At 64.4% G+C, this 23,125-nt stretch carries 21 protein-coding genes; 8 read left to right on the top strand and 13 right to left on the bottom strand.

The features are described 5' to 3' along the window. Positions 1 to 197: 197 nt before the first annotated feature. The 3 genes from NMB41_RS06595 to imuA all read right to left on the bottom strand — a co-directional run bounded on the left by NMB41_RS06595 (position 198) and on the right by imuA (position 2,694). Positions 198 to 1,640 carry a tyrosine-type recombinase/integrase gene (locus NMB41_RS06595; protein ID WP_494381677.1) on the bottom strand — a complete coding sequence of 481 codons (1,443 nt, stop codon included), beginning with the start codon at positions 1,638 to 1,640 and terminating at the stop codon, positions 198 to 200. 90 nt (positions 1,641 to 1,730) lie between these two features. Continuing rightward, on the bottom strand, positions 1,731 to 1,973 hold the full coding sequence (locus NMB41_RS06590) for a Y-family DNA polymerase (RefSeq protein WP_494381676.1): 243 nt from the start codon (positions 1,971 to 1,973) through the stop codon (positions 1,731 to 1,733). 13 nt (positions 1,974 to 1,986) lie between these two features. Beyond that, positions 1,987 to 2,694: a translesion DNA synthesis-associated protein ImuA gene (imuA, locus tag NMB41_RS06585; protein ID WP_494381675.1), complete on the bottom strand. Its 708-nt coding sequence runs from the start codon at positions 2,692 to 2,694 to the stop codon at positions 1,987 to 1,989. 226 nt (positions 2,695 to 2,920) lie between these two features. Between imuA and NMB41_RS06580 the strand changes: the two genes are divergently transcribed. Continuing rightward, positions 2,921 to 5,203, top strand: coding sequence for a heavy metal translocating P-type ATPase (locus NMB41_RS06580; protein ID WP_494381674.1), 2,283 nt, complete (start codon positions 2,921 to 2,923; stop codon positions 5,201 to 5,203). Here NMB41_RS06580 and NMB41_RS06575 read toward each other — a convergent pair. From NMB41_RS06575 to NMB41_RS06560, 4 genes are read right to left on the bottom strand one after another with little or no spacing between them, the layout of a single operon-like run. Beyond that, entirely contained in the window at positions 5,185 to 6,534 is a 1,350-nt protein-coding gene (locus NMB41_RS06575; protein WP_494381673.1) for a chloride channel protein, read from the bottom strand. The genes NMB41_RS06580 and NMB41_RS06575 overlap by 19 nt on opposite strands. Positions 6,535 to 6,543: 9 nt before the next feature. Further along, positions 6,544 to 7,974: a DUF389 domain-containing protein gene (locus NMB41_RS06570; protein ID WP_494381672.1), complete on the bottom strand. Its 1,431-nt coding sequence runs from the start codon at positions 7,972 to 7,974 to the stop codon at positions 6,544 to 6,546. Between the two features lie 11 nt (positions 7,975 to 7,985). Continuing rightward, a complete protein-coding gene (locus NMB41_RS06565; protein WP_494381671.1) occupies positions 7,986 to 9,503 on the bottom strand; it encodes a BCCT family transporter in 1,518 nt (505 codons plus the stop codon). A gap of 9 nt (positions 9,504 to 9,512) precedes the next feature. Next, a complete protein-coding gene (locus tag NMB41_RS06560; protein WP_494381670.1) occupies positions 9,513 to 10,577 on the bottom strand; it encodes a mechanosensitive ion channel family protein in 1,065 nt (354 codons plus the stop codon). A gap of 354 nt (positions 10,578 to 10,931) precedes the next feature. On the opposite strand from NMB41_RS06560, the gene NMB41_RS06555 reads away from it, so the two are divergent. The 3 genes from NMB41_RS06555 to NMB41_RS06545 are packed head-to-tail and all read left to right on the top strand — an operon-like array spanning position 10,932 to position 13,940. Next, positions 10,932 to 11,621, top strand: a complete 690-nt coding sequence (locus tag NMB41_RS06555; protein WP_494382799.1) for a MarC family protein — start codon at positions 10,932 to 10,934, stop codon at positions 11,619 to 11,621. Further along, positions 11,614 to 12,645, top strand: a complete 1,032-nt coding sequence (locus NMB41_RS06550; protein WP_494381669.1) for a porin — start codon at positions 11,614 to 11,616, stop codon at positions 12,643 to 12,645. Before NMB41_RS06555 ends, NMB41_RS06550 begins: the two co-directional genes overlap by 8 nt. A 23-nt stretch (positions 12,646 to 12,668) precedes the next feature. Further along, positions 12,669 to 13,940 carry a DUF2254 domain-containing protein gene (locus NMB41_RS06545; RefSeq protein ID WP_494381668.1) on the top strand — a complete coding sequence of 424 codons (1,272 nt, stop codon included), beginning with the start codon at positions 12,669 to 12,671 and terminating at the stop codon, positions 13,938 to 13,940. Here NMB41_RS06545 and NMB41_RS06540 read toward each other — a convergent pair. From NMB41_RS06540 to nhaA, 3 genes are read right to left on the bottom strand one after another with little or no spacing between them, the layout of a single operon-like run. Beyond that, complete coding sequence (locus tag NMB41_RS06540; protein WP_494381667.1) at positions 13,937 to 14,635, bottom strand: potassium channel family protein; 699 nt, start codon at positions 14,633 to 14,635, stop codon at positions 13,937 to 13,939. The two genes, NMB41_RS06545 and NMB41_RS06540, sit on opposite strands and share 4 nt — an antisense overlap. Beyond that, positions 14,628 to 15,956 (bottom strand): TrkH family potassium uptake protein, encoded by a 1,329-nt coding sequence (locus NMB41_RS06535; RefSeq protein WP_494381666.1) that lies wholly within the window; start codon positions 15,954 to 15,956, stop codon positions 14,628 to 14,630. The genes NMB41_RS06540 and NMB41_RS06535 overlap by 8 nt, the downstream gene beginning before the upstream one ends. 1 nt (position 15,957) lies before the next feature. Then, positions 15,958 to 17,175 (bottom strand): Na+/H+ antiporter NhaA, encoded by a 1,218-nt coding sequence (gene nhaA / locus NMB41_RS06530; protein WP_494381665.1) that lies wholly within the window; start codon positions 17,173 to 17,175, stop codon positions 15,958 to 15,960. A gap of 401 nt (positions 17,176 to 17,576) precedes the next feature. Between nhaA and NMB41_RS06525 the strand changes: the two genes are divergently transcribed. From NMB41_RS06525 to NMB41_RS06515, 3 genes are read left to right on the top strand one after another with little or no spacing between them, the layout of a single operon-like run. Then, entirely contained in the window at positions 17,577 to 18,815 is a 1,239-nt protein-coding gene (locus NMB41_RS06525) for a putative Na+/H+ antiporter (protein WP_494381664.1), read from the top strand. Between the two features lie 9 nt (positions 18,816 to 18,824). Beyond that, positions 18,825 to 19,262 carry a type VII toxin-antitoxin system HepT family RNase toxin gene (gene hepT / locus NMB41_RS06520; protein ID WP_494381663.1) on the top strand — a complete coding sequence of 146 codons (438 nt, stop codon included), beginning with the start codon at positions 18,825 to 18,827 and terminating at the stop codon, positions 19,260 to 19,262. A gap of 2 nt (positions 19,263 to 19,264) precedes the next feature. Beyond that, on the top strand, positions 19,265 to 19,453 hold the full coding sequence (locus tag NMB41_RS06515) for a hypothetical protein (protein ID WP_494381662.1): 189 nt from the start codon (positions 19,265 to 19,267) through the stop codon (positions 19,451 to 19,453). Between the two features lie 30 nt (positions 19,454 to 19,483). Here NMB41_RS06515 and NMB41_RS06510 read toward each other — a convergent pair whose 3' ends face one another. Beyond that, entirely contained in the window at positions 19,484 to 20,149 is a 666-nt protein-coding gene (locus NMB41_RS06510) for a glutathione S-transferase family protein (protein ID WP_494381661.1), read from the bottom strand. A 137-nt stretch (positions 20,150 to 20,286) separates the two neighbouring features. On the opposite strand from NMB41_RS06510, the gene NMB41_RS06505 reads away from it, so the two are divergent. Next, positions 20,287 to 21,168: an alpha/beta fold hydrolase gene (locus NMB41_RS06505; RefSeq protein ID WP_494381660.1), complete on the top strand. Its 882-nt coding sequence runs from the start codon at positions 20,287 to 20,289 to the stop codon at positions 21,166 to 21,168. A gap of 10 nt (positions 21,169 to 21,178) precedes the next feature. Here the strand turns inward: NMB41_RS06505 and NMB41_RS06500 are convergent, their stop codons facing one another. Together NMB41_RS06500 and NMB41_RS06495 are read right to left on the bottom strand one after the other, a co-directional pair. Continuing rightward, positions 21,179 to 22,063, bottom strand: coding sequence for an RMD1 family protein (locus tag NMB41_RS06500; protein WP_494381659.1), 885 nt, complete (start codon positions 22,061 to 22,063; stop codon positions 21,179 to 21,181). Positions 22,064 to 22,142: 79 nt separating this feature from the next. Beyond that, positions 22,143 to 23,114, bottom strand: a complete 972-nt coding sequence (locus NMB41_RS06495) for a GlxA family transcriptional regulator (RefSeq protein ID WP_494381658.1) — start codon at positions 23,112 to 23,114, stop codon at positions 22,143 to 22,145. Positions 23,115 to 23,125 lie beyond the last annotated feature (11 nt).

The raw sequence follows: 23,125 nt of genomic DNA, 5'->3' as shown, positions 1-23,125 counted from the left end.
AGGATTTATCAACGCTTAGAGGTTGCGCAGGATTACGCCGGGCGCGAGAACGACTCAGGTAACACAACGCGCCGATATCAATATATAAGCGATCAAATCGAAGTATTATCTGTTCTGGTCGAATGATCTTGGTTTTCTGATCCAGCGGCAGATCGACTATTAAAAAATCCCGCTGACTGAAATCTTTTATTTCTCTTTTAACGATTTTCGATGCCTTTCATCGCCCTGTCGATCCATCCTTGCACATGGTCGCCATGCCCATTTATCGCAGCGTGAATCATTTTCAACTGCTTACGGTAGTCGAGATATTTATCGGTGGTTGCCGCTGATGTATGCCACATCAGCTCCTTTACGATTGAACGGGCTTTGTTCAATGTAATCACGCCGGCTTGAACTAGAGACATCTGTATATTAGTTTGATTCATTCCAAAAGTTGCACGAAGATCGTGTATGCGAAATTTAAATCTTGGATCATAACGATTTTGCACAAAAGGAATCAGACGTTCTTTAAGGAACTGGCGAACAGTTCCTCCGTTTTTGTGATGTCGGCGCACCATGTTTGGATCATAACTTGATGACTGCACTTTAGCTGTGTAATAAGGACTGCCTTGCTGAGTAAGAAATAAATATTGATCTAAGTAGTCACCTCCCGGCGCCATTTCCCTGCGACGACGAGCTCGATCTGAGGTTACATAGACATGTAAAGCCTCATACAAAAGCTTAGGAATCTGCAACGTCTTATTCTTATTTCTCTTAGTGTCGATGCCTGTCCCTGGCCCTGCTTTAAGCTTAAATACCTGCCCCTGCCCAGCTATGCCATTTGAAAAAGCGGCATCAGGTTGTATAAAATGTCGCACACGCAATGTACCAACGGTTTGAATCCGCGCTCCAGTAAGTAGCATAAACAAAATAAAAAGATACATTTCACCATTACCCAGCGCATCGGCAGCTTCCATTACCCACTTTTGCTCCTCCAGTGGCAAAGGTCGTAGCTTGCCGTCATCCTGGATAGTGTCGTCGAGCGGATCATCAGCTTTCGACGCTAAAATCTGCAAATCGGTAGATTTCACCGTCTTTTTAACAGAGCCTCCATATGAGTTCGCCACCGTTAAGCCGTATGTTCGTTCTTGCCAAGGATCATTAGCTGGCTGAAAAAGCTCCTCCTTGATTATCCATCGGTAAAAAGATACTACAGTTGCCATCCGGCGTTTCGCCGTGCTCGCGGCAATTTCCCCGATTTCAATTTTTTTCTTGAGGTTGCCCCGATAGCGATAAGTCACACGGCTTAACGGCAACTTCGGAAAACTGAATAATAAATCATCCGGGTTTTCATGCGAATCTAACCACTCTCTGAATGCCCCTAGATCATCGGCTATACATTTTAATGTGACCATGTCTGGATTATCTTCAGCTTCCAATCGGCTCAATATGAATAATGTTCCAAAATCCCAGGGGATTGAGTCTCGACTAAGTACAATCGGAAATAGATTATGATTTCGATGAGCTCCTTCTATAGGATCAACCACAGGCTTTAAGTGATACGTAAACGGCCCACGTTTCTTTGAGCCGGAGATTAACCGTTTAAATGCAGCAGTGTCGCCTTTGTCGCAAACCTCAGTTAGCGTGAACGTAGGAATCAATACCTTTCGACGTAACTCTCGCAATCGTAGCTCCTTGCCTTAATGACCTTGTCCATTAATTATAACTTGCATTGTGTGGTAATTTGGCAATTACTTGCATGTAGCGCCGATGTCGATGAGCAGGGTCGACTCTTCGGCCTGCGTTACCTGCGGCGTGTACTGCAGCAGGGCCATTGCCACCGCGTGCAGGGCCTCGGCTTCGCGCTCGAGCGAACGCTCGACGATGCGCGCCTCGGGCATGAGCATCAGCACCCCGCCGCGGCGCATGCCGACCTGGACGCCAGCGGCGCGCGCGAGGGGCGAGGCTGCCAGCACCCGCTCTTGCTCGAGCACGACGCAGCCCGCGTCAGTTGACCAGTTCGGGCTGAAGACCTCGAGCGGTAGCTGGGGCAAATACAGGCCGATCCACAGTCGCATGGCGTTGGAGCAAAGAAGGAGTGAGGGGCAGGAACAGCGGCGCATCGCGCTGCGGTCCCCGGCGTTTGACGAAGCCGATGTCGAGCCCGCCCGCGGCGGGCCGCAGGGACAGGCGCAGCGGCGCCGGGGAGGAATCCTGGGCGCTGGCCAGCGGACGCAGCATGAAAAACAGGGTCTCGCCGCATTGGGCCGCCAGGTGCAGGCGGCGCAGGCTTTCGCCGCGCGCATGGTTGGCCCAGAACAGCAGCACCCCGCAACTGCCGCTGCGCAGCACCTGCTCGGCCGCCCACAGGGCATCGGCCCCGCGCGTGCTGCGCAGCCAGATCAGCTGGGAGGGCGGCACGCCGAGCGCGGCCAGCGCCAATGCCTGCGGCGGATGGGGCGGCTGCAGCAGCACGATGCGGCGCGATGCGGCCGCCGCCAGGGCCGGGCGCAGCAGGCGCATTTCTCCGATGCCGGGCTGCTGCAGGAGTAAATCGATGAGGGTGCCGGTGGGCCAGCCGCCGCCCGGCAACTGCTTGGACAGGGCCGGATGGCCGGTGTCGACACAGCGCGACTGCGCATGCGCCAGCTGCGAGGCGCGCCACAGGGAGGGATGCAAATCTTCTGGTGTGGCAGTGTGTTGTTGAGAAGACATTATTTGAACAATGCAAAAGTACTGTATGGATGTACAGTACTCGCTCATTCAGCTTTTGGCAAGATGTGTCTAGTTTGAAAACACCAGGAATCGTGCACAAAATGCCTTGCCCGCATTGCCCATGGCGTCCGCCAGACCCAGGCCTGGACAGGACCTATAGCAGTGCTAGACTGCTGTACGGGTCAGGCGCCAACCACCCTGGCCGGCGCTTCATGCATGGGTCAGCATGCCATCGACAAATCACATCAGTCTGGTGCAGCTAGCGACGTGTGCCGTCACGCTGGTTGCCGGCGCCGCGTTTCGTCTTGCCGGCGCGGACCAGGTCGCTGGCTGGATCTGGCTGAGCGGCGCCGCCATCGTGCTCGTTGCCGTGGTGGTCGATACGGTCGTCGCACTCCTGCATAAAAAATTCGGGCTGGACTTGATTGCCCTGGTATCGATTGCGGGCGCGATTACCCTCGAGGAATATTTCACTGCGGCGGTCATCGCCCTGATGTTTGCCAGCGGCCGCGCATTGGAGGGCTATGCGGAAAAGCGCGCCCATGACGACATGTCGGCCCTGCTGAGCAAAGCGCCGCGCAGCGCCAACCGTTACGAGAACGGGCAACTGATCCAGGTGCCGCTCGCGGCCGTCAAGCCGGGTGACCGCCTCGCCGTACGGCCGGGCGACACGGTACCGGTCGACGGTACGCTCATCTCAGGCGCTACTGTCGACGAATCGAGTCTGACGGGCGAGTCCTTGCCGGTGTCTTACGGACCGGGGAAATCGCTCGGCAGCGGCGTCGTGAACGCCGGCGACGCATTCGACCTGCTTGCCACCAGTAGCGCCGAGAACAGTACCTTCGCCAATATCGTCCGCCTGGTGCAGGCGGCGCAGGCATCGAAGGCGCCGGCGGCGCGCCTTGCCGACCGCTATGCGCTGCTGTTCGTCCCGCTGGCCCTGGGTATCGCCGGCCTGGCCTGGCTGCTGAGCGGCGATCCGAACCGGGCCCTGGCGGTGGTCGTGGTCGCCACGCCCTGTCCGCTGATCCTGGCGGTGCCGGTTGCCATCGTCAGCGCAATGTCGCGCTGTGCCCAGCGCGGCGTGCTGATCAAGCACGGCGCTGCGCTCGAAAAGATGGCGCAAGTGAAGACCATGTTTTTCGATAAAACCGGCACGCTTACCGGCGGCAAGGCGCGTCTGGTGGCGATCGCGGCCGCCCCCGGCGTCATCCAGGAAACGCTGCTGCGGCTGGCGGCCTCGCTGGAACAAATGTCCGGCCACGCGATCGCGCAGGCGGTGGTCGGCGCCGCCATCGAGCGCGGACTGCGCCTGTCGGTTCCCGAAAGCGTGAGCGAGCAGCCGGGCGCGGGATTGTCTGGCTGGGTGGATGGCCAGGAAGTGCGCATCGGCGGCCATGACTACATCCTGGGTACGGCGCCATGGCCGGCCTGGGCCGCCAATCTGGTTGAACGCATCGGCGACGAAGGCGCTGCCGGTGTGTATGTCGCGCTGAACGGCCAATTCTGCGGCGTGCTGCAGATGGCCGATGAAATTCGCCTGGAATCGCCGCGCGCACTGCGCATGCTGCGCGCCCTGGGCGTCGGGCGGATCGTGATGCTGACCGGCGACCGGGCCGACGTCGCGAACACCATTGGCCGTTCATTGGCCGTCGACGCGGTGGTGGCCGAGCAGACGCCGGCATCGAAGCTTGCGGCCATCTCCGAAGCCAGGAAGGACGGGGTCACGCTGATGGTCGGCGACGGCATCAACGACGCGCCGGCCCTGGCGGCGGCCGATATCGGCGTCGCCATGGGCGCGCGCGGCGCGGCTGCCGCCGCCGAATCGGCCCAGGTCGTGCTGCTGGTCGACCGCCTGGACCGCCTCGCGTTCGCCGTGCGCATTGCTCAGCGCACCAGGGCCATTGCCTTGCAGAGCGTCGTGGGCGGGATGGGATTGTCGGCCGTCGCCATGCTGGTCGCGGCGTTCGGCTACCTGCCGCCGGTTGCCGGCGCATTGCTGCAGGAATTGATCGACGTGGCCGTCATCCTGAATGCGCTGCGTGTACTTCGGCTGGGGGCGCCACCTGGCGGCGAGCGCATGTCGGCCGCCGATCTGGACCACCTCAGGGAAGAACATGCCCGGCTGCTGCCCGTCATCGACCGCCTTGGCCGGCTGGCCGATCAGGCGGGCATGCTTCCCGCTCTGGCCATGCGGGAAGAACTGCTGTCGCTGAACGATTCTCTCCTGCGCCAGATTCTTCCGCACGAGTCCAACGACGATGTCGCGCTGTATCCGCGTGTCGCCCGGCTGATCGGAGGAGAAGACCCATTGGCGTCGATGAGCAGCACGCATCGCGAAATCTACCGCCTCAGCCGCATCGTCGACCGGCTGTCGAAGACGGCGCCGGACCAGGGCGCGGACGGGGCCTCGCTACAGGAGTTGCGCCGTACCCTGTATGCCCTCGACGCCATCCTGCGGCTGCATTTTGCGCAGGAAGAGGAAATTTATCATGGACTTGCCTCTTGAGCCGCAAGGGCAGGCGCCGCCGGTTGCGCCCGCGCCAGCTGCATGCGCGCCAGCGTCGGGTAGAGTGGCGGGCTGATGATGCGCGACGCCATGCTCGCCACGAGCGCGCAGGCCATCAGGCTGAGCACCATTGCATGGCCGTCGACCATTTCCATGACGATGATGAAGGCTGTCAGCGGCGCCTGCGTGGCCGCCGCCAGGAAACCGACCATGCCGAGCGCGATGAGCGCCGGCACCTGCGCCCCGTAGAATGCCAGCGCCACGTCGTTGCCGAGCGCCGCGCCAATCGCCAGCGACGGCGCGAAAATCCCGGCCGGCACGCCCGACCAGGCGCTGAGCCAGGTGGCCACGAATTTGAAGAAGGCATACATCATCGGCATCGTCGCGACGCCCTCGACCATGCCGCGGGTCGGGCCGTAGCCGGAACCGAAGGTGGCGCCGGCCGTGACCAGGCCGATGACGGCCACGCCGGCGCCGCACACGGCGCCGAACAAGACCGGACGGCGCGCGCGCAGGCGGCTGAGCCGGTCGCGTCCCTCCCCCGCCAGCGATACGATCAGCAGCCGCGAGAACAGGCCGCCGGCGAGACCGGCGCACAAGGCCACGACCATGCCGGGCACCAGCAGCGCAATGCCAATGTCGCCGGTGTGCACGACCCCGAAATACGTGGCGTTGCCATGCACGGAGACGGCGACCACGCCGCCCAGCACGATGGCGGTGATGATCAGGCCGCTGCTGCGCTGCTCGGGCGAGCGCGCCAGCTCTTCGATGGCGAACATGACGCCGGCCAGCGGAGTGTTGAAGGCCGCTGCGATGCCGGCCGCGCCGCCGGCCACCAGCAAGCCGTGGACCGTCACCGACGAGCGCTGCGGCAGCCAGCGCCGGGCCTGCAGCATGATCCCGGCCGCGATCTGGACCGACGGGCCTTCGCGCCCGAGCGACAAGCCGGCCAGCAGGCCGCTGGCGGTCAGCGCGATCTTGGCCAGGCTCAGGCGCAGCGAGACGAACAGTCCGCGCTGCTCAGGCGCCAGCGCCGGATCGAGCGCCGCCATGACTTGCGGTATGCCCGACCCGGCCGCGCCTGGTGCGAAGCGGCGCGTCAGCCAGACGATGGCGGCCGTGCACAGCGGGGTCCAGACCAGGGGAGTCCACCAGGCCAGGCCCTGCATCCCTTCGAACAGGTCGAACGCACGCTCGGACAGCCAGGTAAAGCCGACCACGGTCAGCCCGGCCGCGCCGGCCAGCGCAACGACCAGCGCCCGCCCCCACCAGCGCTGCCAGTCGGAGAACTCGCCGCGCATCCTGCCGCGCCAGTCGTGGGAGGTCTTCATGCCGGTTTCCTAGGGCGCAGCGGCCGGCGCCGCCTCCACGGCCGGGGGCGGCCGGCGCACGATGGCGCCGCGCACCGCGGCCAGCACCAGCCTGGCATCCGGATTGCTCATGCGCACCTTCAGCCAGGCCTTGATCCGGGTGGCCTCGGCGGCCTTCGGCAGCCTGCGGCAATCGGCGCTAAGGAAAGGAATCAAACCCGCTCCCGCTTCGGGCGCCGCCGCCATGCCGACCAGGACGTTGCCGCACTGCGGATGCTGGGCCTCGAACTCGCGCGTCACGGCGTCGGCCTGCGCCACCCAGCCCTGCTGGTTTGTGACCTGTGCGCGCAGCGCGGCGATGGTGGCGTCCTTGTCGTCGACTACCTGCTGGTTGCTGCGCACGACGCCGGCCAGGATATCGGCCTTCAGGCTGCCGACGTCGATCTTGTTGGTATCCTCGGCTTGTGCCTGGTGCACCGCCAGGCGCGCGCCCTGCAGTCCCGCCGGCGCCAGGCGTGCCTCGATCGCGCCGATCGTGGCGGCAGGCAGGCGCCGGCCGATCAGGGTAACCTCGATGTCGCGCGTGCGCGGCGTCAGGCGCGTCTCGAGCACATGGACCTTGACGGCCTTGAACTCCTTGCGCACGAAGTCGCGCGCGCGGCTGCTGAAGACCTCGTTGTCGACCAGGCGCACCGCCAGGTAGATGCTCGGCAGGCCGGTGACCAGCACGATCGCGATCAAGGCGCGCTTGACGCGGCGCTCCCGCACCGGATCGACGAACTTGCGATGCGGCAGGCGCAGGAATTCGATGACCACCACCGCGGCGAACGCGATGAAGACGCAGTTGATCGAAAACAGGTAAAAGGCGCCGCCGAACACGGCCCAGTCGCCGTTGGCCAGGCCGTAGCCGGCCGTGCACAGGGGCGGCATGAGCGCGGTGGCGATGGCCACCCCGGGAATGACGTTCGATTTTTCGCGCCGCGTCAGCCCGATGATGCCGGCCAGGCCGCCGGCCAGGGCAATGAGCACGTCCCACAGCGAGGGCGTGGTGCGCGCCAGCAATTCGGACTGCGCCTCGTCGAGCGGCGTGATCATGAAATACAGCGTCGAGGTGAGCAGGCTGATCGCCGCGGCGATCGCCAGGTTGGCCAGCGAACGGCGCACCAGGAAAAAGTCGAAGATGCCCACGCCATAGCCGAGCCCGACGATCGGCCCCATCAGCGGCGACACCAGCATGGCGCCGATGATCACCGCATTCGAATTGATGTTCAGGCCGATCGAGGCGATCAGGATCGCCAGCATCAGGATCCACGGCGTCGCCCCGCGCAGCTCGATCCCGGCACGGAGGCTGCGGTCGATCTCGGCATCGTCCGCCTTGTCGTCGAGCAGGCTGAATCGGTGCGCGATAGCCGCGCGCAGCGAGGGGGACGGAGGCAGCGGCTGGCTGTCGGGGGCGTTCATGGACGGCCGGGCTATTTGACGGCCAGCTCGCGCATGCGGCGCCGCAACTCACGCTCGCGCCGCGCCTCGGCCTGCCAATCCTCGCGCAAGGCACGCGCCAGGGAAATCATCATCAGGACGATCACCAGCGCGAACGGCAAGGCAAACAGGATCGTGGCCGTCTGCACCGCCTTCAGGCCGCCGGCCAGCAGCAGGCTCACGGCAATCCCGGCCACCAGCACGCCCCAGATGATTTTGATGCGCCGTGGCGGATTCGGATTGCCCCCGGTGCTCATCATGCCCAGCACCAGCACGGCCGAGTCGCCCGAGGTCACGAAGAACACGAACACCAGCAGCGTGGCCAGCACCGACATCACCATTCCGAAAGGCATCGCGTCGAACATGGCGAACAGCGCCGTCGCCACGTCGGCCTTGACCGCCGCCGACAGCGGCACCTGCTGCCAGATCTCCAGATACAGAGCGGTGCCGCCGAAGATGGAAAACCAGACGAAGGCGGCCAGCGAAGGCGCCAGCACGGTGCCGAGGATGAACTCGCGGATCGTGCGCCCGCGCGAGACGCGCGCGATGAACAGGCCCACGAAAGGCGACCAGGAAATCCACCAGGCCCAGTAGAAGATCGTCCAGTTGCCGACCCAGCTACTGTCGCGGAACGGCGTCGCGCGCAGGCTCATGCGCACGAACTCGCTCAGGTAGTTGCCCAGGGTATTCGAGAAAGTATCGATGATCGCCACCGTCGGCCCCAGCACGAATACCGCCAGCGCCAGCAGTACCGCCACCCCCATGTTGAAGTTCGACAGGTAGCGGATGCCCTTGTCGACGCCGGTGACGGCCGATGAGATGAATACCGCGGCGGTCAGGACGATGATCGCGACCTGCGCCGCCTTGCCCACGTCCAGCCCGAATACCGCGTTCAAGCCGCTGTTGATCTGGAGCGCACCCGCACCCAGCGAAGCGGCCACGCCGAAAGCGGTGGCCACCACGGCGATGACGTTGAACAGCCCGGCCATCGACTGCACCGCTCGCCAGGGCAAGGCGCTCGTCACGCTGCTGATCAGGGGACTGGCGCCGCGCCGGTACTGGAAGAAGGCGATCGCCAGCGCGACCACGCTGTACACGGCCCAGGGGTGGATGCCCCAGTGGAAAAACACATAGCGCATGGCGGCGTTGGCCGCTTCCGGCGTATTGGCCTGCGTGCCGGGAGGCGCGGTACCGTAATGCGACAGCGGTTCGGCCACGCCCCAGAACACCAGGCCAATGCCCATGCCGGCGGCAAACAGCATGGCAAACCAGCTGCCGATGCCGAACTCCGGCTCGTCGTCGTCGGCGCCGAGTTTCAGGTTCCCGTAGCGGCTGAAGGCCGCGTATGCGGCAAACACCACCATGGCCAGCACGACCCAGAGGTAGAGCCAGCCGAAGTTGCGCGTGAGCGCGGCGAGCAAGGTATCGAAGATGGCGGCCATATTGTCCGGCGCAAAAATGCCCCACAAGACAATCAACAAAATGAAGCCGGCCGAGAAAAACATCTGCATAGCTTTCCTTTATTCCGCGACGGCGGTAGCCTTGTTTACGCGCGACAGGTAGAGCGTCTGCGTTGGGTACGCAAATTCGATACCTTCGCTTTCAAAGCGCTCGAACAGGGCCATATTGATCGCCTGCTGGACGTCCATGTAGGCGCCGTAGGCCGGCGTTTTGACGATATATACGGTTTCGAAATCGAGCGACGAGGCCCCGAAGGCCTTGAAATGGGCCCGGTCGAAATCCACGTCCGGCTGGGCCTGCACTGCCTCGCGCAGTATGTCAGGAATGGCCAAAAGTTGCTGTTTGCTTGTCTCGTAAGTCACGCCGATCCCAAAAACGATGCGCCGCGTCTGCATCCGCTTGAAGTTGCGAATCCGGCTTTGGAGCAGGTCGCTGTTCGAAAAAACGACCTGCTCGCCGCCGAGTCCCCGAATCCGGGTCGTTTTCAGGCCCACGAACTCGACCGTTCCCGAGATATCGTCGACGGTGATGAAATCGCCCACCTCGAACGGCTTGTCCAGCACAATCGACAGCGACGAGAACAAGTCGCCGAGAATGTTCTGCAGCGCCAGTGCGACGGCGATGCCGCCAATCCCCAGGCTGGCGACCAGCGTCGTGATATTCACGCCGAAATTATCCAGAATCATCAGGATGATCACCAGCCATATCACGGTGCGCACGACAAAGCCGAGCGCCGCGGTCGACGTGGTGCTGGCCGCATCCTGGCCGGCGCGATGGGTACGGTAATGATGCAGCCACGCACGCACGCCGACGTCGCCCCAGCGCGCCACCTGCAGCAGCAATGCCGCAATCGCCAGGCGCGACAGCAAGGTCAGCCGCGCCTCGGGCAGGGCCAGCGACTGCGCCCCGGCGTACACACCCATGAGCACGAAGAACAGCGGATGCGTGGCCGACAGGACCTTCACCGCGAGGTCGTCCAGATAGGTCGCCGTCGTGGCCGCAAACAGCGCGAGACGGCGCACCACCAGCTGCCTGGCAAAATACAGAAGGAGACAGACAGACAATCCAATGCCCAGGGCAATGGACCATGTAGTCAAGCCGTTTCCAAGAAAGACGTAGCGCATAGCCTGGTTTCCATCGTGGTGAAGCGTGAAGCCGCTTCGTGTCGCCCGCGGCGTGTCGTACGTCAACGGATACAGGGAACGAGGGCGTCAACGCAGTGTCGCCTTGGCGCTGTACCTGCCTGGTATTGATGCAGAGAAGGTGAATTGTAACAAACCAGTCACATTTGCACAAATATGCATGTATTTTATATAATGGAATGCTGCGCAGCACAACGCGTCCCGCCAGTGGTGTGTCCGCCGAACCGCGTCGCAGGTAGAGTGGCTATGTCGCGCGACTGGCCTCACCCGGGCACGCCCCCTCATACGACGCCGGTCGTTTTCCAGGAAGATACCAATGCAGCTCCTTCGTTTGCCATGACAGCCGACCTGATGCTGGCAGCTGCCAAGAGTTTCCTGTTCGTGCTGGTGACACTGCTACCGATTCTCAATCCGGCCGCGACGGCGCCGATCTTCCTGAGCATGACCGAAGGCGCGTCGCCTGCGACCCGCACCCTGCTTGCGCGCCGCATTGCGCGCAACATGTTCTGGCTGATGACAGGTTCGATGCTGATCGGTTCCTACGTCCTCGATTTCTTCGGTATTTCGCTTCCCATCGTGCGCGTCGGCGGCGGCCTGATCCTCGCTTCCGTCGCCTGGCGGCTGCTCGGCGCGACGCCGGCCAACCAGGATAGCCGGACCGCGCTGGCCGATGCCTTCACGCCCGATCACGCGCACCGGCAGGCTTTTTACCCACTGACCTTTCCGATCAGCTGCGGCCCGGCCTCGATCTCGGTTGCCATCACGGTCGGCGTCACCCTGCACGACGCGGAACTGGCGGCCTCGCTGGCGCGCATGGGCGCTGCGCTGCTGGCGCTGGCGGTCATTGGCGTGCTCCTGTACCTGGCTTTCCGCTATGGTGAGCACTTGCTGCGCCTGATCGGTGAAGCCGGCACCGCGGTGTTTCTGCGCCTGACGGCGTTCATCCTGCTGTGCCTGGGCGTACAGATCGTCTGGGACGGTGTGCGCGAATTGATGTTCGAGATCCTGAGGACAGCCCATGTTTAAACCTGGACCCATGTCGGCGGGCGTCGCCCTGGCCGTCGCCAGCTGCCATTGCAGCGACGCCGCCGCCCAAACAAAACCAGCCATCGACTTCTACGGCTCGCTGCGCATGCAGGCGGAACGGGTCAGTCCGGATCGCCGCGACCGCGTCGCCGCGTATACGTCGCTGCGCGATGCATACTCGCGCCTGGGCGTGAAACTCGACTATCCGCAGGGCGCCGCGCTGGCGCTGTTCGGGCATCTGGAACTTCCTGCCGATTCCGCCAACGTCAGGCTGCGCGACCCGTATGACCAGCAAGAGCGCCTGCGGATCGCACGGGTCGGATTGCGCGGGACTGCCGGCACGATCAGCTACGGCCAGCAGTGGATGCCTTATTACAATGCGATTGCCGCGCCGGTGGATATGTTCAGCAGTTATTACAGCGGCTTCGCGACGTATACCGTGTTTCGGGTCGCCCGGACCGTCGCTTATGAAACGCCGGAGCTGCACGGGCTCTCGATGGCTGCCGCGTATGCCGGCAGTTCCGCCAACAGCGTCTCGACCTCGCGCATCGACGCGCGGCGCTGGCAGGCGACGGCCGCCTGGGTGCACGGCGAGACCCGGGTCGCGGCAGGCATCGATGACCGGGGCAATGCAGGCTACGGCAGCAACCGGCTGTACGGACTGTCCGCCAGCCATCGGCTCGGCAAGCTGTATCTGGCGCTGAAGGTCGAGCTGTTCGACACCGGCAACCGCCGGCCGGGCGGATTTTCAAGCGACGGCAATCGCGCCGTCAATCTGTTCGGCAGCTATGTCGCGGGCAAAACCACCTTCAAGCTCATGCTCGTGCAGGTGGAGAACTATGGCGGCAACATCGTCCATCTCGGCCTCGACCACGCGCTGTCCGACAAGCACACGCTGTTTGCCGAAGTCTATCGCGAGGCAGATACGGCCGCCCTCGTCGCGCGCCGCGGCGGGCTGGCCGACGCAGACCCCGGCATGCGCGGCGGCCGGGCCATCGTGGCCGGCCTGCGCTACGATTTTTGACGCCCCGCACCGAAAGTCCCCGCATGCAGCTGCCCGACCGCCTCCAGTTCCTCCTGAACCGCTACCGCGAGCGTCTGTGGATCAAGCCCGTGATTGCCTGCGTCCTGTCGGTGGCGGGCGTGCTGCTGGCGCATTTCGCCGACAGTATCCCCATCGACTGGAAGGTTCCTGAAATCGCCCAGGGCGCGATCATCGACTTGTTGAAGATTATTGCCGCCAGCATGCTTGGCGTGGCCACCTTCGCCGTGGCCTCGATGGTCGCCGCGTATGCCTCCACCGGCCAGTCGGCGAGCTCGCGCGCCTTCCCGCTGGTGGTGGCCGACGACGTGTCGCAAAACGCGCTGTCGGTCTTCGTCGGCGCCTTTATCTATGCCATCGTGGCGCTGAGCGCGGCGACCAACGATTATTTCGGCAAGGCCGGACGCTTCACGCTGTTCGTGCTGACCCTGCTGACCCTGATCATCGTGGTGCTGGTCTTCGTGCGCTGGGTCGACAGCATCGCGCGGCTGGGCCGGCTCGGCGCCGTGATCGCCAAGGTCGAGCAGGCAACGGGCAAGGCCATGGACCGGCGCCGACAGCTTCCCTGCCTCGGCGGGCTGAGCGCCAGCGGTCCGCACTGCGGCCTTGCCTTCCATGGCGCCGAAAGCGGCTACCTGCAACGGGTGGACATGCCGGCATTGCAGCGCCTGGCCGAGCGCAACAAGCTCCGTATCACGCTCGCTGTCGTCCCTGGAGGCATGATCGAGCCGTCGCGGCCGCTCGGCTATGTGCTGCCGGATGGAGCAGACAGCGGCGCGGTCGACGCCGGCCTCCTGCGCGCGGCCTTTACCGTCGGCCCGGTGCGCCGCTTCGACGACGACCCGCGCTTTGGCCTGGTGGTGCTGGCGGAGATCGGGTCGCGCGCCTTATCTCCGGGCATCAACGACCCTGGCACGGCCATCGGCATCCTCGGCTCCCTGCAACGCCTGTTCGCCAACTGGGCCAGCCGCGCCGCGCCGGAGGTGCCCGAGTACGACCGGGTGGAAGTGCCGCCCCTGGCGCTCGACGACATGTTCGACGATGTCTTTCCGGCGCTGGCACGCGACGGCGCCGGATTGCTTGAAGTGGCAATGCGGGTACAGCGCGTGCTCGGCGAGCTGGGCCGCTGCGGCGATGTGCAGCTTGCCCTGGCGGCCCGGCGCCACGCCGACCTGGCGCTGGCGCGTGCCGAACGCGCCTTGGACTTCCCGGCCGATCTGGCGCTCGTGCGGCGCCAGCATGCGGACTATCATCCGGAACATCAGCCAGCCGGCTAGGCGTTCTTGCGCTTGCCCGCCGCAAACTCTTCGATCTTCCTGGTCGGCCCCGACACGATGAGCAGGTCCGCCGGGCGGATGTGGGTGTCGGGCAAGGCATGCTGGAAGTCTTCGTTGGCGCGTTTGACGCCGACGATCGTGACGCCGAAACGCGAGCGCACATGGGCTTCGGCCAGGGTCTTGTCATGGGTCTCGGCCGGCGCATGGATTTTTGCGATCGCAAACCCGTCTTCGAACTCGATGAAATCGATCATGCGTCCGGTAATCAGGTGTGCAACGCGCTCGCCCATGTGGGCTTCCGGATAGATGATGTGATGGGCGCCAATGCGTTGCGCGATCTGTCCGTGTTCGGGCGACATGGCCTTGACCCAGATATCCTTGATGCCCAGCTCGGTCAGCACCATCAGCGTCATCAGGCTGGCGGCCAGGTCCGAGCCGATGGCGACGATCGCATGCGAGAAGTCGGCCACGCCGAGCTGCAGCATCACGTTTTCGTTGGTCGAGTCGGCCTGCACGGCATGGGTCAGGCGATCGGCCCAGACCTGCACCAGGTCTTCCTTGTGATCGATGCCCATGACATCGTGGCCGAGGCGCACCAGCGACTGGGCAACGGCGCCGCCGAAGCGGCCCAGGCCAATGACGACGACGCTGTCGCTGCTTGAAAATGCGAACTGCTCTGTGAAAATTCTACCCAACAATTGGATGCTCCTCCGGAAAACGATAAGGCATGCGCCGCTCACCCATGACCAGGGACGTGGCCAGCGTGATCGTACCTACCCTGCCAAAAAACATTAATAAGGCCAGTATTGCCTGGCCCGCTTCCGGCAACTGCGCGGTAATGCCAGTGGACAGGCCAACCGTGCCGAATGCGGATATCACTTCAAAAATAATTTGATCGGTCGGAAAATGGGTTATGCGCAGCAAGGCCACGGTACTGAGCACGACCAGCGCGCTGCCGATCGCCAGCACCGTGATGGCCTGGCGCTGGGCCGATGCCCCGACCCGGCGGCCGAACGCCTCCGTGTCGCTGTGCCCTTTCGCTTCGGCCAGCACCAGCAGGAACAGGACGGCGACGGTCGCCACTTTCACGCCGCCGGCGGTGCCGGCACTGCCGCCGCCGATGAACATGAGCAGGTAATGCAGCGCCCAGGTTTCCTGCGTCAACGCGGCAATATCGACCGTATTGAAACCGGCGGTACGCGCCGAGGCCGAAATGAAAAAACTGTTGAGCAACTTCCCGCCGATGCCAAGCGGCCCCAGCGTGCCGGGATTGTCCCATTCGAACAGCAGCACGGCGCAAAAGCCCGTGAGCAGCAGCACCAGTGTGCCCGCCAGCGTGAGCTTGGTGTGCAGCGACCAGTGGCGCGGATCGTTGAAGCGCTGACGCAAGTCATGCAGTACCGGAAAGCCGATGCCCCCAACGATGAATCCCGCCATCAGGGGAAGAAGAATGAGCGCATCCCCGGCGTAGCGCACCAGGCTGTCGCCATGGATCGAAAAGCCGGCATTGTTAAAAGCGGAAACCGCATGGAACAGCCCCGACCAGGCCGCCTCGCGCCAGCCAAGGCCATGCCCCAGGTGCAGCCTGAGCATGAGCACCACCGCGATGACGCACTGGCACAGCAAGGTCATCGCCAGCACCACCCTGGCCACGCTGCGCACGTCGCCCAGTGCCAGCGAACGCGTCTCCGTCTGCGTCATCAGGCGCGTGCGCAGCCGCGGCGAGCGGTTCACCATCAGGCCCAGCAAGGTCGCCGCCGTCATCATGCCGAAGCCGCCCAGCTGGAACAGCGCCATGATGGTCGCCTGGCCGAAGGTCGACCAGTAGCTGCCCGTGTCGACCGTGACCAGGCCCGTGACGCACACGGCCGACACCGAAGTGAAGAAGGCCACCATCGCCGGTGCCGCGCTCCCGTCCGCACGCGCCACCGGCAGCGTCAGCAGCAGCGTGCCGATCAGGATCGCCGCCAGGAAGGCCAGGGCCACCGCCCTGGCCGGGTGCAGGATCGCCTTCATGTCAACGCGCGCGCAGCGGGGCGTCGTCGAAGTCCATGGTATCGGTATCCGGATCCGAAGCCAGTGGCGCACCGAGAAACTTGAGCCAGGCAAAACCGATCACGCCCGCCACCAGCGATCCAAGGAGAATCGCCATCTTCGACGCATTGATCACATCCGCCTGGCCCGTGTAGGCCAGGTTGGTGATGAAGATCGACATGGTAAAGCCGATGCCGCCCAGCAGGCCGGCACCGAGCACATGACGCCACGCCAGGTCGAGCGGCAGGCGGCAAATGCCCAGCAGGACCGCACCAAAGCTGAACAGGAAAATACCGACCGGCTTGCCCACGACCAGCCCCAGCGCGATGCCCAGGCTGTTCGCCGACATCAGGTCCCCGGCCCAGCCGGTGCCGATCACGATGCCCGTATTGGCCAGGGCGAACACCGGCAGGATCAGGAAGGCGACCGGCTTGTGCAGCACGTGTTCGAGCCGGTGCGAAGGCGACGCGGCATCGTCCTCGACGCTGGAATACGGGATGGTAAAGGCCAGCAGCACGCCGGCGATCGTGGCATGCACGCCCGACTTGAGCATCAGGAACCACATCAGCGCGCCTCCCAGCAGATAGGGCCAGAGCGCCATGACGCGCAGCACGCGGTTGGTGGCCAGCAGCGCGGCGAAGACGGCAAACGCCCCCACCAGGTACAGGAAAGACAGTTCGGCCGTATAGAAGACGGCAATAACGATGATCGCGCCGAGGTCGTCCATTACCGCCAGCGCGGTCAGGAAGACCTTCAGCGATGCCGGCACCCGGCTCCCGAGCAGGGCCAGCACACCGAGTGCGAACGCGATATCGGTCGCCATCGGGATGCCGATCCCGGCCTGCGTCGCAGTCCCGCCATTGAACATGAAATGGATCAGCGCGGGTACGGCGATGCCCCCGGCCGCGGCCAGGATCGGCAGCATCGCGTTCCTGATATCGGATAGTTCGCCGTTCTGCAGCTCGCGCTCGAGTTCCAGGCCGATGAGCAGGAAAAAGATGGCCATCAGCGCATCGTTGACCCAGTGTTCAATGGACAGGCCGGCCACATACTGGTGCCAGAAACCGAGATAACCTTCGCCCAGCGGCGAATTGGCAAGCAGGAGCGAGACGACCGTGCAGACGATGAGCACGATGCCGCCCGCCTTGCCCGATTCGGTGAATTGCTTGAATGTTTTTGAGAGTCGCTTTTCGATGCGCAATTTTCTTCTCCGTTGGCCGGCCCACGGTCATGGTCCGGACTGCACTTGTTAACAAGCCCGCGGACGGGCAAAGGCTGTCGCCTGCTGAAAAGCAGGGCGATATGGCGTCAGGACGAATCGAGGCCAGGGAGGGAGGGAGTTGCCGGCAGCAGCGGAAAGATGGACGAGGGCAGGATCATGGGCGACAGGCGTAACGGTACCGCGTGGCGGCCCGACCATCGCGCATCCTGTCGTACCCTGCGGTACGATCACCCTCGGTGGATTATACCTTGCTTGCCCGATAACGAATGTCCGGCTGCGCGCGGCGGATGGAATCCGGTCCGCCCCAAAAGGTGAAATAATGGACCTTCATTCATTATTTTACTGACAATGAACGCTTTCCCATTTCACGGGTGCCGCGCATGACCACCATGCAGCTCGTTGGCGCCATCGTCTTTGCCTGCGCCCTGATCCATACCTTCTCCGCCAAAGGGTTCGAGCTGCTGGCCGACCGCCATCCGCGCCATGAAGGCCTGTACCACCTGCTCGGCGAAGTCGAGGTCGTGTTCGGCTTCTGGGCCTTCGTCCTGATCGCGGCGATGGCCTTCATTTCCGGCCCGGACAGCGCCGTCGACTACGCCGAATCGCGCCAGTACACCGAACCCCTGTTCGTGTTCGTGGTCATGGTCATCGCCGCTTCGCGTCCGATCCTCGACGCCGTACGCGCGCTGCTGGGCACGCTGGCGCGGATCGTGCCGGTGCGTACCGAAGTCGCCCTTGCCTGGCTGGGGTTGGGCCTGGTGCCGCTCACCGGCTCCCTGATCACCGAACCGGCCGCGATGACGCTGGCCGCCCTGATGCTGGCGCCCCAGGTGTTTCGCCCCGGGATTCCGGAACCGCTGAAATACGGCGCGCTGGGCGTGCTGTTCGTGAACGTCTCGATCGGCGGCACCCTGACGGCCTATGCGGCACCGCCGGTATTGATGGTCGCTTCGACCTGGGGCTGGGACAGTGCCTACATGCTGGCCCACTTCGGCTGGCGCGCGGCGTTGGCCGTGCTCATCAACGCCAGCGTCGTCACCCTGCTGCTGCGCAAACACCTGGCGCCGGCAACGGGCGAGGCCATCAAGCCGGTTCCGCTCAAAGTCTCGGCCGTCCACCTGCTGTTCCTGGCCGCGGTCGTGCTGCTGGCGCACCACCCGGTGCTCTTCCTCGGCCTGTTCTTGCTGTTCCTGGGCTTTACCCAGGCCTACCAGCGCCACCAGGACCCCTTGATCCTGAAAGAAGGGCTATTGGTCGGCTTTTTCCTGGCCGGGCTGGTGGTGCTGGGCGGGATGCAGCAATGGTGGCTGCAGCCGATCATTTCCAGCCTCTCCCCCACCGCCCTGTTCTTCGGTGCGCTGGGCCTGACCGCAATCACGGACAATGCGGCACTGACCTATCTCGGCTCGCTGATCTCCGGGCTGTCCGAGCACGCCAAATACATGCTGGTGGCCGGTGCAGTTGCCGGCGGCGGCCTGACCGTGATCGCCAATGCCCCGAACCCCGCCGGCGCCGCCCTGCTGCGGCGCGGCTTCAACGACGAATCGATCGGCGCCCTGGGCCTGCTGGCCGGCGCCCTGGGCCCGACGATCGTTGCCGCAATCCTGTTCTTGATGTAAGGAGCCAGCATGGATGACACCGTATTGATCGGCAAGACCGCCACCATCGAACGCTGCTGCCGCCGCGCGCGCGAAGAGTACGAGAAGGACCCGACGACTTTCGTCGGCGACCTCACGCGCCAGGACGCGGCCACGCTCAACGTGATCCGCGCCTGGGAAGCGGCGGTCGAGATGGGCGACTACGTCATCGCCATGGCCGACCTGGGCGAACCTTTCAACGAGCGCGAAGTCATCACCATCCTGGCCGACAACGGCTGGATCGACCCCACCCTGGCCGAGGACCTGAAGCGCACCGGCGAATTCTGCCGCGCCGAATGGGACTACCAGGCCGCGCCCCTGCCGGCGCTGGTGACGATCATCAAGCGCGGGCTGGACGATTTCGGGGCCTACTGCCAGGCCCTGGTGACCGGGGCGGCGACCCTGCCGGATACGCCGCGGCCGGAGTAAGCATGCCCGACATCTTTCTGTTGATTGCGCTGCTGTTGCTGGCGCTTGCCGGCTTGCTCCATACGGCACGCAATCGCAGGCTGCTCAATTTCGTCGACTATGGCCCCGCCCAAGCGGTGGCACGCATCAACCGCTACGCGGCGGCGCGCCTTCTGCTTCCGGTTGCCGTGAATGCGCTGCCGGCCGGCTGATTGCGCAGGACGAAGAAGCCGGCCAGTGCGTCAAGGCTGGACATCCGTCGCGGACAGCGTCGACACATCTTGCGCCACTGCGGCGCGCTCCTGGGATGCCAGCGCAGCCTGGTACCCGTCACGCCCCTGCAGGCGCTCCCAGTAGCGCGCCACTTCCGGCGTGAAGCGCGCGTGCAAGCCCAGGCGCTGCGCCAGTGACAGCGCGTAGCCGACCGAGACGTCGGCGGCCGTAAAGCGGTCCGCCGCCAGGAAAGCGTGCTGCTCCAACAGCGGCTCGAGTGTGCGCAGCCGCGCCAGGAACCACTTTTCGTAATCCTCGGCCACCTGCGGCGAGCGGCGTTCGGCGGGTTCGAAACGGGCGTAGCGCAGGATCAGCGTTTGCGGGAAGGTCAGGGTCGCTTCGCCGAAATGCAGGAAATTCAAATAGGCGGCATAGCCTGGTTCGTGCGGCTCGACATTCAGGTTTGAGCCGGCACGTGCCGCGAGATACTGGCAGATGGCCGCCGACTCGGTCATCCGGACCTCGCCATCGAACAGTGCGGGCACGGTCCCCAGCGGATTGATCGCCAGGTAGGCTTTATCGACGACGCGCGGCGGAAACGGCAGCATCTTCAATTCATACGGCAGGCCCAGTTCTTCCAGCATCCACAAGGGACGGAAGGAGCGTGCATTCATGCAGTGGTAGAGGGTCATCATCCGTATTCTTCCTTTCTCAAGCGCTGCATTCCAGGCTGCTGCTTCGGCAGTTCGTCGCACGGCGCCAATGGGCCGTGCATCAGGATGCTACCTTCAAGCATCCGGAAAGCAGGTCTCACCCATCACAAGGAAACAAGATGAAGCTCCTCATTCGTTCCCTCGCCGCTGCAGCCATCATCGCTTGCTGTGCCGCCCATGCGCAAGCCCAGACGCCGGCGCCCGCCGCGCCCCTCACGGCCGAACACATCGCAGTCGGCGCCAAGCCCTACCAGGTGCAGGTGGCAAGCGGCGGCGCCGGCCGTTACACCGTCATCATGGAATCGGGTTTCGGGACCGACCTGCGCGCCTGGCGCAAAGTCGCGCCTGAATTGGCCAAGGTCGCGCGCACCGTCACCTATTCGCGCGCGGGCCACGGCAGTTCCGATCCGCGTCCCGAGCCGCGCAGCTTCGAGCAGGCGACGGCCGAACTCGAACAGCTCATTGCCGCGGCCAAGCTGACGCCGCCCTTCATCCTGGTCGGCCATTCCTACGGCGGCTTGCTGGTGCGCGCTTTTGCCGCGCGCCACCCGGGCCAGGTCGCGGGCATGGTGCTGGTCGACCCGGCCGACGAAGGCTTCAATCCCGCCCTGCGCAAGCTCGATGCGGCGCGCGTTGCCGAAGACGACCGCCAGTTCGCCGCCATGGTGCCGGCCAAGTTCCAGAGCGAGCTGAAGTTTTTGCAGCCGGTGCTCGACAGCGGCACGCTGCCGCTGGCCGGCACGCTGCCGAACGTGCCGACCGTGGTCCTGACCTCGGTGCAGCAGGCGGACAAGCCGATGTTCTTCCTGGAGACGGCGCAGGCGGTGGCCGTCAAGCAGGCGCTGCACGCCAGCTTCGTGCGCCAGTTCAGCGAGGGCGCGCAGGTAGTGACCTCAAAGAGCGGTCACAACATCCAGCTCGAAGAGCCGGAACTGGTGATCGCGGCCGTCAACAAGGTGATTGCCGCGGCGGACAAGCAAGGGATCCAGGCGCGTCAGTAAGCGCCGTGCCTTAATGCCCGAAGTGGCCGTAGAGCCCGAGGCATAGCTCGACAAAAATCAGCAGGAAGATCGCCGTCTCCAGCCGGTGCGAGCTGTGGTAGCGCATGGTTTCGACCAGCGTTTCCGAGGTATGCGACAGGGTGGTGAGCTTGCGGTCCAGCGCCGCCGCGCGGTCGTGCAGCTCGTAGTCGCCCTCCAGCCTGGCGTACAGGCCGGACAGGCCCGGGTTATCCCACAGCAGGTCGGGGCGATCGAGCACGCCGGCGCGGCCGTTCAGGCGGTTTTCAGCGAGCAGCATGTTGCCGACCGCCTTGAGCAGTTCGGCCGGCTTGGCCGAGAAGCGCCCGTCTTCGGCCAGGTCGCGCGCCAGCGGTTCGCTGCGATCGAAGTCGCGCGCGGCGCGCCGTTCCTGGAACGAGAGCATGGTCGCCTTTGCCATGACTTCGGCGATGAGCTGCAAACGCAGGCGGTCCGCATTCTTGATCTTGATGTACTGGCCCGACGGGCCTTCCTCGTCGTCCGGGCCGACGTGGATCATCGCCACTTCTTCGGCGCCGATATCGCCCGGGCCGGACGAATGGGCGGCCAGCATCTCCAGCAGGTTCGCCTTTTCCTCGCTCGAGGCGTTGAACAGGACCACGGCGCCGTAGCGAAACAGCGCCGCGATCCCGCCCCCGCCCAGCTTCACCATGAAGGGCGATTTGGCGATGATTTCGAAACCCGATAAAGCCCGCAGGTCCATGCGCTCGGCCACCATGATGGCGCTGGCCGTGAACTGCGAGTGGGCGATGACCGGCCGTTGATACGGCAGCTTCTCGGTTTTCAGATGCAGGCCGGCGCGCGTGCGCGGGCGTGGATTCCAGTGAATCTGTTTTCGTTCGGTGTGGCTTTCCATACGCTTCCATGTGCCTGGATGATTGACCTGCGGGCGATCCGAAGGCCTGCCATGATAGCGGAATGCGCCGTGTCCTGCCCTAGGCGCCGGCCTGTCCCGCCCGAAACTGGCGGCGGTAGTGCGAGGGCGAGGTATGCAGGCTGGCCCGGAAATGCTGGCGCAGCGACAGGGCCGTGCCGAAGCCGGCTTCGCCCGCCACCACCTCGATCGACGCATTCGTCGACTCCAGCATGCGCTGCGCCTGGGCCAGCCGCTGGCTCAGCAGCCACTGCTTGAAGGAGGTGCCGGTCGCCTGGCGGAAGTGGCGCGTGAAATTGCGGCGGCTCATGGCGGCGCGCTCGGCCAGGGCGTCGATGCCGTGCGGCTGGGCGAGGTTGTGCAGCACCCAGTCCAGCACTTCCGAAAAGCGTCCCTGGCTCGCCTTCGACGGCACAGGATGCTCGATGAACTGCGCCTGCCCGCCCTGCCGGTGCGGCGCGATGAGCAAGCGCCGCGCCACCCGGTTGGCGACCTCCGCACCGCGCAGTTCGCGCAGCAGGTGCAGGCAGCAATCGAGCCCCGCGGCCACCCCGCCCGACGTCAGTACCCTGCCCTCGTCCACGTACAGCACGTCCCGGTTCACTTTTACCTTCGGGTAGCGCCGCGCCAGGCCGGCGGCAAGCTCCCAATGCGTCGTCGCCGTCTTCCCGTCCAGCAGGCCCGCCTGCGCCACCGGGAAGGCGCCCAGGCACAAGCCCACCACGCGCGCGCCCCTGGCATGCGCGCGGCGCAAATGGTCGAGCAGCTCGACCGGCGCGGGCCGGCAGTCCTCGTGCCAGGCGGGCATGATGACGATGTCGGCGCTGTCGATGACCGACAAGTCGCGCTCCACCGCAATGGCGAAACCGGCCGAGGTAGGCAAGGCCTTGCCTTCGGCGGCGCAGACCAGCACCTCGAAGGGCGCCGCCCCCTCGCTCATGCTGCCGAAGACGAGACAGGGAACCGACAAGTGAAACGGCGTCATGCCCGCAAAAGCGACGACGGCGATGCGCTGGGGATGGGTGATCGACATGGCCCGATTAT

This window comes from Massilia sp. FBCC-B171 (assembly GCF_059134155.1).
This window is presented reverse-complemented; position numbering and strand designations above follow the sequence as displayed.